This window comes from Enterobacter sp. MALB-1 (assembly GCF_041021625.1).
GTDB lineage: Bacteria > Pseudomonadota > Gammaproteobacteria > Enterobacterales > Enterobacteriaceae > Enterobacter > Enterobacter oligotrophicus.
In genome coordinates this window covers 3,824,000-3,837,179 of the sequence record NZ_JBDPJL010000001.1, presented here as the reverse complement: position 1 = coordinate 3,837,179, position 13,180 = coordinate 3,824,000, and the positions used below count along the sequence as shown (strand labels likewise).

At 56.6% G+C, this 13,180-nt stretch carries 13 protein-coding genes; 2 read left to right on the top strand and 11 right to left on the bottom strand.

The genetic code is table 11. The features are described from left to right. Positions 1–18 precede the first annotated feature (18 nt). From ABGB15_RS18390 to hpaG, 11 genes are all read right to left on the bottom strand, one after another. Positions 19–909, bottom strand: a complete 891-nt coding sequence (locus ABGB15_RS18390) for a YafY family protein (protein ID WP_215723041.1) — start codon at positions 907–909, stop codon at positions 19–21. 180 nt (positions 910–1,089) lie between these two features. After that, positions 1,090–1,602 carry a 4-hydroxyphenylacetate 3-monooxygenase reductase subunit gene (locus ABGB15_RS18385; protein WP_215723042.1) on the bottom strand — a complete coding sequence of 171 codons (513 nt, stop codon included), beginning with the start codon at positions 1,600–1,602 and terminating at the stop codon, positions 1,090–1,092. A 17-nt stretch (positions 1,603–1,619) separates the two neighbouring features. Further along, the gene (hpaB, locus tag ABGB15_RS18380; RefSeq protein ID WP_212478255.1) at positions 1,620–3,182 is read right to left on the bottom strand and encodes a 4-hydroxyphenylacetate 3-monooxygenase, oxygenase component; all 1,563 of its coding nucleotides are present in this window, start codon (positions 3,180–3,182) and stop codon (positions 1,620–1,622) included. A gap of 177 nt (positions 3,183–3,359) precedes the next feature. Continuing rightward, complete coding sequence (gene hpaA, locus ABGB15_RS18375) at positions 3,360–4,292, bottom strand: 4-hydroxyphenylacetate catabolism regulatory protein HpaA (protein ID WP_215723043.1); 933 nt, start codon at positions 4,290–4,292, stop codon at positions 3,360–3,362. 8 nt (positions 4,293–4,300) lie between these two features. Beyond that, positions 4,301–5,635, bottom strand: a complete 1,335-nt coding sequence (gene hpaX, locus ABGB15_RS18370) for a 4-hydroxyphenylacetate permease (RefSeq protein WP_152083326.1) — start codon at positions 5,633–5,635, stop codon at positions 4,301–4,303. A gap of 21 nt (positions 5,636–5,656) precedes the next feature. Then, the gene (hpaI, locus tag ABGB15_RS18365; protein WP_215723044.1) at positions 5,657–6,454 is read right to left on the bottom strand and encodes a 4-hydroxy-2-oxoheptanedioate aldolase; all 798 of its coding nucleotides are present in this window, start codon (positions 6,452–6,454) and stop codon (positions 5,657–5,659) included. A 9-nt stretch (positions 6,455–6,463) separates the two neighbouring features. After that, complete coding sequence (gene hpaH, locus ABGB15_RS18360) at positions 6,464–7,267, bottom strand: 2-oxo-hept-4-ene-1,7-dioate hydratase (RefSeq protein WP_215723045.1); 804 nt, start codon at positions 7,265–7,267, stop codon at positions 6,464–6,466. A gap of 129 nt (positions 7,268–7,396) precedes the next feature. Next, on the bottom strand, positions 7,397–7,777 hold the full coding sequence (locus ABGB15_RS18355; RefSeq protein WP_215723046.1) for a 5-carboxymethyl-2-hydroxymuconate Delta-isomerase: 381 nt from the start codon (positions 7,775–7,777) through the stop codon (positions 7,397–7,399). A gap of 9 nt (positions 7,778–7,786) precedes the next feature. Then, complete coding sequence (gene hpaD / locus ABGB15_RS18350) at positions 7,787–8,638, bottom strand: 3,4-dihydroxyphenylacetate 2,3-dioxygenase (protein ID WP_215723047.1); 852 nt, start codon at positions 8,636–8,638, stop codon at positions 7,787–7,789. 2 nt (positions 8,639–8,640) lie between these two features. Further along, positions 8,641–10,107: a 5-carboxymethyl-2-hydroxymuconate semialdehyde dehydrogenase gene (hpaE, locus tag ABGB15_RS18345; RefSeq protein WP_152083331.1), complete on the bottom strand. Its 1,467-nt coding sequence runs from the start codon at positions 10,105–10,107 to the stop codon at positions 8,641–8,643. Next, complete coding sequence (hpaG, locus tag ABGB15_RS18340) at positions 10,104–11,381, bottom strand: 4-hydroxyphenylacetate degradation bifunctional isomerase/decarboxylase (protein ID WP_215723048.1); 1,278 nt, start codon at positions 11,379–11,381, stop codon at positions 10,104–10,106. The genes hpaE and hpaG overlap by 4 nt, the downstream gene beginning before the upstream one ends. 268 nt (positions 11,382–11,649) lie before the next feature. On the opposite strand from hpaG, the gene hpaR reads away from it, so the two are divergent. Next, positions 11,650–12,087 carry a homoprotocatechuate degradation operon regulator HpaR gene (gene hpaR, locus ABGB15_RS18335; RefSeq protein ID WP_152083333.1) on the top strand — a complete coding sequence of 146 codons (438 nt, stop codon included), beginning with the start codon at positions 11,650–11,652 and terminating at the stop codon, positions 12,085–12,087. A gap of 336 nt (positions 12,088–12,423) precedes the next feature. Then, positions 12,424–13,140, top strand: a complete 717-nt coding sequence (locus tag ABGB15_RS18330) for a hypothetical protein (RefSeq protein WP_215723049.1) — start codon at positions 12,424–12,426, stop codon at positions 13,138–13,140. The last annotated feature ends 40 nt before the right edge of the window (positions 13,141–13,180 follow it).

The following is a 13,180-nucleotide window of genomic DNA, read 5'->3' as shown; positions in this document are numbered from 1 at the left end:
TTCAGATCACTACGTTAGCTACGCTGACTCCTCCGAAAGATAATTTTCCAGCGTTCCAAGGAGCTTATCCTTTAACCATTCCGGCTCCAGGATTTGAATGTTGGGGAGCCAGTAGAAAATCAGCGGCAGGATCTGATTTTCATGTGCCGCCTGGCAGCGTAGCGTGATGCCTCCGCTATGTTGGCTGACGACCTCTTGCTCCGGCAGTAAATTGCGGCGCGTAAAGTAGTGAGAAATATTACGATTGATAAATATTTTCACTTCGAAAGTATCTTCAGACACCCACGGGTCGAGGCGTTTTTCCAGCAGTTCAACGGCGTTTTCTTCGGGTATAAAGGTCGTACTTTGAATATCCAGCCAGGTAATCTGGCTCAGCGAAAAAGATTTTAACCGACTATTCTCTGTGGCTTGTAAATACCATATGTTTTTTTTGTTAATGAGTTTGTAAGGATTAATCAGCCGGGTTTTGTTTTTATACTGTATCTGGCATACATTATGATTCTTAATCGATTTCTCAATTATCGGCAAATAGCGGTTAATATTCTCGCTGATTTCATTCTCGGCATCACCGTTCAGAATGAGAATATGATTCTCATCCACCCTGGTTTCAAGTTTGTGCCAAAACTCTGCATCTCTTTCAGGGAAAAAAGTATCCACATTCAGGAAGTTAGCAATCGTGTGATGCAGTCCTTGTGTGCCAGGCGATTGTGCAGAGTGGATCAGCCGATACAGCCCGTTTCCGGTATGTTCAACAATCGGAGAGAGAGCATTTAAATCACGATAGACGGTACGTTCGGTAATTTTAAATTTTTCCATCAGCGCACTGCGGTTTACCGCACCGTTTAAATGTAGCTCAACCAGAATATCGACCAGACGTTCAGCCGAGCGGCTACGCGTCGATTTAGCCATAAGGTCTTCCTGTATATTTAATGGGTCTGCGCTGAATGATGCGGGTAGCACTGACAGGGGATGTCAGTATTCAGACACAGAAAATTTCTCTTATGGATATATAACGGCGTGATTTAGCGGAAACCTTAGGATTTTTTGCGGGGAACAGCGCTGGCCATGAAGGGCCAGCGCAAAGGCGGGTCAAACGGTGGCTTCCAGTTCCATCATGACCGGATGGAAACGGCGTTTGAAATAGATCAGGCCGTGGCCCTCTTCACTGAGAATGATATTTTTTATTTCAACAAGATAGACCAAATGTGTGCCGATGGTTTGCACCTGGCTAATCTCCCCCTCCAGGCTTGCCAGCGCGCCCCTGAGCACCGGCTGCCCCAGCGGGCCTGTTTGCCAGCACGAGAGGGTAAAACGCTCGTCCATCGCCATGCCGGTCATCCCGGCGAAGTGACGGGCCATGATCTCCTGCTCGTGGTTCAGCACGTTGACACACAGTTTGCCGTTGCCCTGAAAGACCGGGTTCATGGCGCTGTTGGCGTTGATGCAGACCATGATCGAGGGGGGCGTGTCCGTCACCGAGCAGACGGCGGTGGCGGTGATGCCGCAGCGGCCTGCCTCGCCCTCGGTGGTGATCACATTGACCGCCGCCGACAGGCTGGCCATCGCGTCGCGAAAACGCAGGCGTTGTTCATCTGATTGCATTGAAACCTCCCGCTGCGTTATTTCAGCAGCTTATCCAGCATGTTGATATCGGTGTTGTTGTGCAGGTGCGGCACGGTCCAGCCGTGCTGGTCGTACTCGGACATGCAGCGGTCGACCATCGCCATCATTTTGTCCATATTGCCGGAGCTTTGTGCCTGGCGCAGACACTGCAGGCGGATCTCATCCTGGCTGCCGGAGTAGTTGATCTCATACAGTTCGTGACGGCCGCCAAACTCGCTGCCGATGGCATCCCACATCAGTTTCAAAATCTTGATGCGCTCGACGTGATCCATCCCGTTGGAGCCGCGCACGTATTTCGCCAGATACTGGTCGATCTGCGGGTTATTCAGATCCCGCGCGCTGGACGGCAGGTAGATCAGCCCGGAGGTGACGTTACGTTCGATGATGTTCTTGATTTTCGCGTAGGCCATCGGGGCCATCACGCGGTAGGTCTGCAGCGCCGCGTGATCCGGCAGGTACGCGCCGTTCACCCACGGCGTCGCTTCAGAGCACATGGAGTCGCTCAGCGCCCAGAACATGTTGCGCCAGGCCACCACTTCGCCGAGATCAGCCTGCACGCCGCGGAACTCCAGCGTGCCGGTGCACTCCAGCGATTTTTTCAGCAGGGCGGTGATGAAATCGAGTTTTACAGCCAGACGCACGCAGGCCTGCAGCGGGTACATGCGGGCAAAGCCGCCTTCCATCGTCCAGCGACGGCAGCGGTCGAAATCGCGGTAGATCAGCACGTTTTCCCATGGGATAAGCACGTGATCCATCACCAGGATCGCGTCGTTCTCATCGAAGCGGCTGGAGAGCGGGTAGTCGTAAGGGGAGCCGGTAGCGCCTGCCACCATCTCGTAAGAGGCGCGGGAGATCAGCTTCACGCCTTCGGCATCCATCGGCGCGACGAACATCAGCGCGAAGTCCGGGTTTTCGCCCATCACCTGTGCAGAGCCAAAGCCGATCATGTTGTAGTGGGTCAGCGCCGAGTTGGTCGCTACCACTTTCGCACCGCTGACGATAATTCCGGCGTCGGTCTCTTTCTCCAGCTTGATGTAAACGTCTTTCACTTCGTCCGCCGGTTTGTGGCGATCGATCGGCGGATTGACGATAGCGTGGTTAAAGTACAGGCCGGTTTCCTGAATGCGGGTGTACCAGTTGCGGGCGTTCTGTTCGAACTGGCCGTAGAACGCCGGGTTAGCCCCCAGAGCACAGCCAAACGCCGCCTTGTAATCCGGGGTGCGGCCCATCCAGCCGTAGCTCAGGCGCGACCATTCGGCGATGGCGTCACGCTGCTGGCGCAGGTCGTCGGCGCTTTTCGCCACGCGGAAGAACTTGTGGGTGTAGCCGCCGCTGCCGGTGTCGGTGCCCCAGCACAGCGTGTCCTGCATCTCCGGTTTGTGCAGCGCATCGTACATCTGCGCGATGGAGGCCGCCGCGTTGCGAAAGGCCGGGTGGGTGGTGACGTCTTTGACGCGCTCGCCGTAGATATAAATCTCACGACCGTCCTGCAGGCTTTTTAAATACTCTTCGCCGGTTAACGGACGTTTGGCATCGGCGCGGAAATCTTCAGGCTTCATAGGGACCTCGTATCGGAATAAAGTTGTTAAATATATGTTTTGTTTTTGTTGTTTAATTGAAGCCTGAGAGCGGGACGACGTGAAGGGACGATTGGGACAACGACGGGTACTTTTCGCGAGAGATCGGAGAGTGTGATTTCCCTCACCCTAACCCTCTCCCAAAGGGAGAGGGGACGGTTACTCCCTCTCCCTTTGGGAGAGGGCTGGGGTGAGGGGAACAGGCGACACCGGTACTTTCTGCGCCCGATACGCGCTGGGCGAGCACCCCACTAAGCGGTTAAAAAACCGTGCAAAATAGGCCGGATCTTTGAACCCCAGCTGCCACGCAATCTCGCTGACCGCGCTGTCGGAGAAAAGCAGCAGCCGCCTGGCTTCGCGCAACTGACGGTCGAAGATCAGCCGTTTCGGCGGGCGGTTGGCGAAGCGGCGACAGATATCAGTCAGGCGAGATTCGGTGAGATGCAGTTCGCTGGCATATTCCGGCACCGTCCAGTGCTGGTGGTAGTGGGCATCAATCAGCTGGTTAAAGCGCTGGAACAGCTTCAGCTCGCCGCGCATACCGCCTGCAGCGTGGTCGTCGAGCTTCGCATTGCGCAGTAGCAGGGTGAAAACCGCCTGGGCTAACAGCGTCAGCGTATGCTCACGGCCCGGCAGTTGCGCGGTGGATTCCCGCGCGATCAGCTGCCAGTAGTGCTTCAGCGCCGCCAGTTCGTCCGGTTTATCCGCCAGCGAGAGGCAGATGCCCGGCAGGCCAAACGCTTCACGCGTGCCGGGGTAGAGCACCTCCAGCAGCGGCCAGATCAGATCCTCGCGCACCGTCAGCACGTGCCCGTCGCTGTCCGATTCGGTGATAAACGCGTGCGGCACCGACGGCGGCGTGAGGACGAATAGCGGGGCCTGCACCGAGTAGCGGTGATCGTCGAGCTGAAGCTCAATCTGACCGGTATCGAGAAAGTGCATCTGAAAATACTGGTCGTGGCGATGCGCCTGCATGTCGCGGCCAAAGAAGGCCGCCATGCGGGCGAACGACTGGTAATGCACATCGTCGGTGCCCAGACTTTCGTCGTACTCTTTGCTGATGTCGATGTTAGCGATCGGACTCTGGCACATCATCGCCCCTAATGGATCTTCTGCGCCGCAATATTGGGTTCACGCACCTGGCTCTCCCGCTGCGTCATCGGGATGCGCGTCAGCACCAGCGCGCCGACCACCAGCAGCCCGGCGACGAACCACAGCCCCGAACTGAAGCTGCCGGTCGCGTCGCGCAGGATGCCGATTAACAGCGGGCTGACGGCTGAACCGACGTTGCCGATGGCGTTAATCACCGCCAGCGCCACCGCGCGGGACTGCAGGCTAATAACCTGATCCGGCGTGGTCCAGAATATCGCCATGGCGGTAAACGATCCGGTTGAGGCCATGATGATGCCAAGCAGCTGGATCAGGCTGTGATCGGTTGCCGAGGCGAGCATCCATCCCGCCGCCGCGAACAGGTACGGCAGGATGGTGTGCTTTTTTCGCTCTTTCAGCCTGTCGGAGCGGCGGCTCCACCAGATCATCCCGAGGATGGTACAAAACTGCGGGATCGCCGCCAGCAGGCCGATCACAATGTTGCTGCTGCCGGTGTTGAAACTCTGCAGGATCTGCGGCGTCCAGATGTTGATCGCGCTCAGCGTGTTGGTCAGGCAGAAGTAGGCCAGCGTATAGAGTAGCACTGCGGGCGTTAGCACTTCGCGAAGCGTCGATCGTGGCGTGACGGATTGGGCAACGGCGATCTCCTGCTCGCGGGCGATCATCGTTTTCAGCGCCTGTTTTTCGTCCTCATCCAGCCAGGTGGCCTGATCCGGTGTGTCGTTGAGGTAAAACCAGGTCACCACGCCGAGCACCACCGACGGCAGCCCTTCCAGCAGGAACAGCCACTGCCAGCCTTTGAGGTTCCACAGCCCGTCCATCGCCAGAATGTACCCGGAGAGGATCGAGCCGAGCATCATGGTCACCGGCATGGCGATCATAAACAGCGCGTTGGCACGGGCGCGGTGATAGGCCGGGAACCACCAGGTGAGATAGACCAGAATGCCAGGCAGGAAACCGGCCTCGGCAATGCCCACCAGCATGCGCAGCACGTAAAGCGTTTCGGGGCTGGTGGCGAACATGGTGCAGGTGGAGGCGATACCCCACACCACCATGATCCCGGCGATCCAGCGACGCGCGCCGACCTTCGCCAGCATGATGTTGCTGGGGATACCGCACAGTACGTAGGTGACGTAAAACAGCGTCGCCGCCAGGCCAAACATGGTGGAGGTGAGGCCCAGATCTTTACCCATCGTCAGCCCGGCAAAGCCAATGTTAATGCGGTCGAGAAACGAAAAGACAAACAGGATAAAGAGAAACACGATCAAACGACGGAACAGCTTATTAATCACGCGATGTTCTACAGCTTGAGTTGAGGTCGTCATGTTGCGCTCCACATCGTCCGTTCAGTAGACGGATTTATTGTTATTGACTGACGTAACCGGTTTATCGATAAAACGTGCTGCCAGCGCCTCGGCGCTGCGGGCGAGCAGGGTGGTGTCGACGCCGACGGCGACAAACAGCGCGCCGAGTTCGAGATAGCGTTTTGCCAGTTGTTCATTCGCCATCAGGATGCCGGGTGCTTTACCCGCCGCACGGATCTGCGCGATTGCATTTTCAATCGCCGCCTGAACTTCGGGGTGCTGGGGATTACCGGCAAAACCCATGTCGGCGCTGAGATCCGCCGGGCCGATAAACACGCCATCGACGCCTTCGACATCCAGGATCTGCGGCAGATTTTTCAGCGCCTCGCGGGTTTCAATCTGTACCAGCACGCACATGGCGTCGTTGGCCTGTTGCAGGTAATCCGGGACGCGGTTCCAGCGTGACGCTCTTGCCAGTGCGCTGCCCACGCCGCGAATGCCCACGGGGGGATAGCGTGTGGCACTTACCGCCAGACGCGCTTCGTCAGCGTTTTGCACCATTGGCACCAGCAGGGTTTGCGCCCCAATGTCCAGAAGCTGTTTGATCTGCACCGGATCGTTCCACGACGGGCGCACCACCGGCTGGCTGGCATATGGCGCGATGGCCTGCAGCTGCGTTAAGACGGTCTGCACGTTATTTGGCGCATGTTCGCCGTCGATCAGCAGCCAGTCGAAGCCCGCGCCTGCCAGCAGTTCGGCGCTGTAGCTGCTGGTCAGCCCCAGCCACAGGCCGATTTGCGGACGGCCCGATTTCAGCGCCGTTTTGAAAGCGTTTTGCATGGTTCTCTCCTAAACAAAACGGCAGCTGATGGAGCCCATGTTGCCGTAGTCCACGTGGAAGGTATCGCCTCTGCTGGCGGCCACCGGGCGGGTGAACGATCCGCCGAGGATGATCTGGCCCGGTTCAAGCTGCACGTCGTATGGCGCAAGTTTGTTTGCCAGCCACGCCACGCCGTTCGCCGGGTGGTTAAGCACACCTGCGGCGACGCCAGTCTCTTCAATCACGCCGTTGCGGTAGAGCAGGGCGGAGATCCAGCGCAGATCCAGCTCGTCGGGCTTAATCGGGCGGCCGCCGAGGATCACGCCAGCGTTGGCGGCGTTGTCGGAGATGGTGTCGAACACTTTGCGCGGGCGTTGGGTTTCCGGGTCAACGTTGTGGCAGCGGGCGTCAATCAGCTCCAGCGCGGGGATGACGTAATCCGTAGCGTTATAGACGTCGAAGATGGTGCAGTTCGGGCCGCGCAGGGGTTTCGCCAGCACGAACGCCAGCTCCACTTCGATGCGCGGAACGATAAAGCGGTCGGCGGGGATATCGCAGCCGTCATGAAAGAACATGTCATCCAGCAACGCGCCGTAGTCCGGTTCGCTGATTTGCGAGCTGGCCTGCATCGCTTTTGAGGTCAGGCCGATCTTGTGGCCTTTCAGCACGCGGCCTTCGGCGATTTTCAGGCTCACCCATTCGCGCTGTACGGCGTAGGCGTCGTCAATGGTGATCGTCGGGTAGTCGAGCGAGATCTGGCGGATCTGCTCGCGGGATTGCTCCGCCTGATGCAGGCGGTGGGCGATCAGGGTATGGGTGTGTTTGTCGAGCATGGCGATATCCTGTTTTTATTTGTTTTCGCCCTCTCCCCGTGGGAGAGGGCCGGGGTGAGGGCATCAGGCCGCAGTGGTATCCCCTCACCCTAACCCTCTCCCACAGGGAGAGGGGACTGACCGAGCGTGTTACTTAAACAAGGCGTGCACGTTGTTTTGTTTGTAATTGAGCGTCGGGTGCAGCTCGGCGAGCTCAAACGACAGCGCCAGATAACGGCTCGCCATTAGCTCTGCAAAGTGGGTTTTGATCAGCGCAAACAGCATCTCCGCCACTTCTTCACGGCTTTCCAGGCTGCGTCCCGCGCCGATCTTCAGCGTCATGTGCACAAAGGCGTAATCATGCTTCCCGTCGGCCATCTGCCAGGTATCCAGCCAGTGCGCACGGCTGCGGATGCCGCCGAGCGGGAAAATGCCCGTGGCGGCCAGCGCCTCGTTCACTTTGGCGAACAGCCCCGGCAGGTCGGCCTGCTCGCGAATATTGTCGGTACATTCAGCAATAAAGTGCGGCATGGTGGCTCCTTACGCGGGCAGCGGGAAAACGGCGTTGACCTGGCCGGTGCCGGAGCTGGCGAACAGCTCGGTGAGAAACTCCACCTTGCCCTCGTACTTGTCCCAGCCGAGCATCCCCAGCAGCATCACCGTGTCGTGCATGTTGCCCTCGCCATAGCAGTAGTCGGCGTACTCCGGCAGCATGCTGCAAAACTCCCTGAACTGGCCTTCGCGCCACAGCTTCACCACGCGCTCGTCCATCTGGCGGTCGAACTCGCGGGTGTAGCTGTTCATCCCTTCTTCCGCACGCTGGTCGTCGATAAAGCGGTGCGAGAGCGAGCCGCTGGCAAGCACCGCCACGGTGCCGTCATATTTTTCAATCGCGCTGACGATGGCCTCACCGAGCCTGCGGCTGTCGGCGAAGTCGTGAACCGTGCAGAACGCCGAGATGGAGATCACTTTGAAGTGCTTATCGCTGTTCATGTAGCGCATTGGCACCAGCGTGCCGTACTCCAGCTTGAGGCTCGGGATGTTGTGCGCTTTGGCGCGCACGCCACGCTTCACCGCTTCGTCGGCAATCAGCTGCCCGAGTGCCGGGTTGCCGTCGTAGTCGTAGGTCATGTCTCGGATAAAGTGCGGCAGCTCGTTGCTGGTGTAGACGCCAGAGAAGTGATCCGCACAGTTGATGTGATACGCGCTGTTCACCAGCCAGTGGGTGTCGAACACGATGATGGTGTCCACGCCCAGCTCGCGGCAGCGCTTGCTGATCTCTTTATGCCCGTCGATGGCCGACTGGCGGCAGCCGTGGTTTTTGCCCGGCAGTTCAGAGAGATACATTGACGGAACGTGTGTGATTTTTGCTGCTAAGGCTAATTTTCCCATGATCAGATCCCCCATTTTGGAATCGGATGGTCGCCCATGGAGATACAGACGTTTTTCATCTCCGCGAAGACCTCGAAGCTGTACTCGCCGCCTTCGCGACCGGTGCCGGAGGCTTTTACGCCGCCAAACGGCTGACGGAGGTCGCGCACGTTCTGGGTGTTCACAAACACCATTCCGGCTTCAATGTTGCGTGCCAGACGCAGCACTTTGCTGACGTCCTGCGTCCAGATGTATGACGCCAGACCGTACTCCACGTCGTTCGCCAGACGCAGACCTTCCGCTTCGTCTTTGAACGGCAGCAGGCAGGCCACCGGCCCGAAGATCTCCTCCTGCGCCACGCGCATTCGGTTGTCGACGTCCGCCAGCACGGTCGGGCGCAGGAAGTTGCCGCCTTGCAGGTGCGCAGGCAGATCGGTTGGTTTGTCCGGCCCGCCCGCCAGCAGGGTCGCGCCTTCCTCAATGCCGAGGCGGATATAGCCGGAGACTTTCTCCCAGTGCTGCTTGCTGATCAGCGCGCCAATCTGGGTGTTCGGATCGGTCGGGTCGCCCACGCGCAGGCGGTTGGCGCGTTCGGCAAAGCGTTTGACGAATTCCGGGTAGATACTCTGCTGGATGAAGATGCGCGAGCCTGCGGTGCAACGCTCGCCGTTAATGGAGAAGATGGTGAACAGGGCGGCGTCCAGCGCGCGCTCGATGTCGGCATCTTCAAATATCAGCACCGGGGATTTGCCGCCCAGCTCCATGGAGTATTTCTTCAGCCCGGCGTTTTTCATGATGTTGCGCCCGGTGGCGGTACCGCCGGTAAAAGAGACGGCGCGAACGTCGTGGTGGCGCACCAGCGCGTCGCCCGCCGTGGCACCGTAGCCCTGCACCACGTTCAGCACGCCCGCCGGGATGCCCGCTTCCAGCGCCAGCTCGCCCAGACGATCGGCAGTCAGCGGGGAGAGCTCAGACATCTTCAGCACCGCCGTGTTGCCCAGCGCCAGGCACGGCGCGACCTTCCAGGTGGCGGTCATAAACGGCACGTTCCACGGCGACACCAGCGCGCAAACCCCGACCGGCTGCACCAGGGTGTAGTTCAGCATTTTGTCGTCGACCGGATAGGTTTTGCCGTTCATCTGCTGGCACACTTCGGCGAAGAACTCGAAGTTGTGCGAGGCGCGCGGAATGAGCACGTTTTTGGTCTGGTGGATCGGCAGGCCGGTATCGGCGGTTTCCATGGCGGCGATCTCGGGTACGTTCTGGTCGATCAGATCGCCCAGCCGACGCATCAGGCGCGCGCGCTCTTTCATCGGCAGGTTGGCCCATTTCGGGAAGGCTTCTTTGGCGGCGGCAACGGCCTGATGGATCTCGGTTTCACCGCCTGAGGCGACTTCCGCTAATACCTCGCCGGAGGCCGGGTTGGTGGTGTGGAAGTAGTCGCTTCCGGCGACGTTTTTACCGTTGATCCAGTGGTTAATCTTTTTCATTTTGCAGTCTCCTCGCTGACAATCCGGTTCACCAGGCGGCCCACGCCTTCCACTTCCACCACCACTTCATCGCCCGGTACCACGTCGGACAGCCCTTTGGGCGTGCCGGTGGCAATCATGTCGCCAGGCTGCAGGGTCATAAAATCGCTCAGGTACGCAATCAGGAACGGGATGCTGAAAATCAGATCTGCCGTCGTTCCCTCCTGGCGCAATTCGCCGTTGACGAAGGTGCGAAGGCGAAGGTTGTGCGGGTCGGGAATGGCTTCTTTTGGCACGATGTTCGGGCTGATGGGGGTCAGCCCGTCGCGACTTTTCACCCGCAGGTTCGGGCGGTAGTAGTTTTCCAGGTAGTCGCGGATGGCGTAGTCGTTACAGACCGTGTAGCCCGCAACAACGTCCATCGCCTCGGCTTCGCTCACCTTGCGGGCGATTTTGCCGATGACCACCACCAGCTCCGCTTCGTAGTGCATATATTCAACGTTGTTCGGGCGTACCGAGGTCTGGTTATCGCCGTTGAAGGTGTTGGGGGCTTTGATAAATACCAGCGGCTCGGTGGGCGGCGTAAACGCCAGTTCGCTGGCGTGGTCGGCGTAGTTCAGCCCGAGGGCGAAGAGCGTGGCGTGCGGGTGCGGGCCGTGAGCGATGGCAACGTCGCGCTCATCCACCACCGGGTTTTCCAGCGGCGGAAAACCTTTCGCCAGAATGCGCACGCGATCGCCCGGCTGCAGCGGCACGCGTGAGTGCGGCGTGCCGAGCAGGATCGCATCGCCGGGGTTGAGGATGGCGAATTCGCTCAGGGCGCTGAGCAGTTCGGCGGCATTGCGCTGAAGATCGGCGGTGTTCCAGTGGTCCGCTTCGCGACCGTTGATTTCGGTGATGATGGTCAGGTTATCAACGTTATCAACGGTGGTCATTTCACCCAGCGGACAAAATCCGTCGCGGCATTTGGCTTTGATCGCCGGGCGGTAAAAGCTCTCTTCCGGCAGGCTCACTTCATTCGCCAGCGCATATCCGGCGATGTACTCCGGTGCGTCTTCCACACGTACCTTACTGGCTATTTTGCCGACCACCAGCGCCACTGTCGCGCCACTTAATACCGTTTCGCCCTGCGGGAACGGGATCGGCTCACCCGTGCGGATCACGGTGTTATGCGGCTTGATAAACCAGACGGCGGTTTTCGGCGGCGTGTTGTAGGGGGCTTTTTCAAACGCCTTACCCCAGGCTTCACGCTGGCTTTGATGGTTCAGCGCTACGGCAAAAACAGTACCTTTCATTGACATATTCCTCAGGCCGGATTTCCGATATCGATTTCATTAATATGTTAATGATCTGGTTTTATGCTTTTGCTGTTCGTTTCGCAATCAGAAGTGAAAAATTTGTGATATGAATAACAATAAATTTACATATAAACCATAAAGAATATATTTATCATATAGTTAATAAAATCAGGTTGTTTCTGTTAGACTTTTTGACGTAAAACAGGCTGTTTATAAAAACATCATTATTGAATTGTTTACTTGTTAATGATTTTCGGAGGTGGCTATGCATGATTCATTAACTATCGCGCTGTTGCAGGCGCGGGAAGCGGCGATGTCCTACTTCCGCCCGATTGTGAAGCGGCATAACCTGACCGAGCAGCAGTGGCGCATCGTGCGGGTGCTGGCCGAACATCCGTCGATGGATTTTCACGACCTGGCGTTTCGTACCTGCATCTTGCGGCCGAGCCTGACGGGCATTCTCACGCGTATGGAGCGCGACGGCCTGGTGCTGCGCTTAAAGCCGGTGAATGACCAGCGCAAGCTGTACGTGTCGCTGACCAAAGAGGGCAACGCGCTGTATGAGCACGCCCAGGCGCAGGTGGAAGAGGCGTACCAGCAGATTGAGGCGGAATACACGCCAGAGAAGATGAAACAGCTCACGGCTTTGCTGGAAGAGTTTATTGAACTGGGGAACCGGCATCTCGCCGAACGCAGTGAATAGTTGTCTTTTATTCTGCCCTCTTCTGATAAAGGAGAGGGAAGCATTGATAAAAGGTTTAGTTTTTATATTTTTATCACAATGAATAAGTCGTAGTGACAAAACTAATTCGCCTGTCTATAACTGAAAATGTACAGTTACTTATGTTATATTCAGGTGGTGAATATGTCGGTGCTGGCGGAGATTAAAAGTGATACGGAGGGTAATCCTCCCGTGGTGATATATCTTGAGCAAACCCCTTTTGGGGAACACGTTTATTATATTTCTGATGCGGATATTGATGCTGATGGGGCCCATGTTATAAATTTCACCCTGTATTCGCGGTAGGGGTATCTCAGGATGAAAAAGACAATAGCATCATTCTTTATCCTTTTTTTGACCGCATGTACAAGCCCTTTACCTGTCCCTGTTGTTGATTTGGATGATAATTGTCGTGATAGTAGTAAGAAAATGTGTAAGTTTTCTGAATACTCCCTGAACAGTTTGAGTGATGTGAACGAAAGATTTGCATTTTACGCAACTCTATGGGAACGCGAAGCTGATAAAAAAAGAATGCAAGCCAGCGCTGCGGGAGAGGTCACCTTTATTGGCTTATTGACCAGTGCAATTGGACTTGCGACAAAATCTACAGAAACGATTATAGTCGGAGGGAGTGCTGGCGCAGTTGGTACAATTTATAACAAACGATATGCATTAGATATTCAAAGCCATAATTATGATCTGGCTTCTCAAATTGCACAGTGTATGTTTATTGCGTCGAGCTCATACCTTAATATTGATGATGATAAAGCATTTACACTATTAGCACTTGAATCACTTTTTGCGCTCAAAAGAAAATTACGTAATATACAAACCAATCTTGTACTGGCTACACCTGACTTTGCAGCACTACAAACTGCTATCAGTGGAGGGCGTGTTGTCATGAAAAATGATGATGAACAAATCGCCGGGGTGAATTTTATGATTAACGGTCATAAAGCCTACGTTGCGGTGAGTACGTACTTTGAGGAATACAGCAAAAGAATGAAATCGTGTGCCTCGCAGATTGGGGGTTAATCGTTTCGTAACACCTCAACATGGTGTCCTGATGGAAATA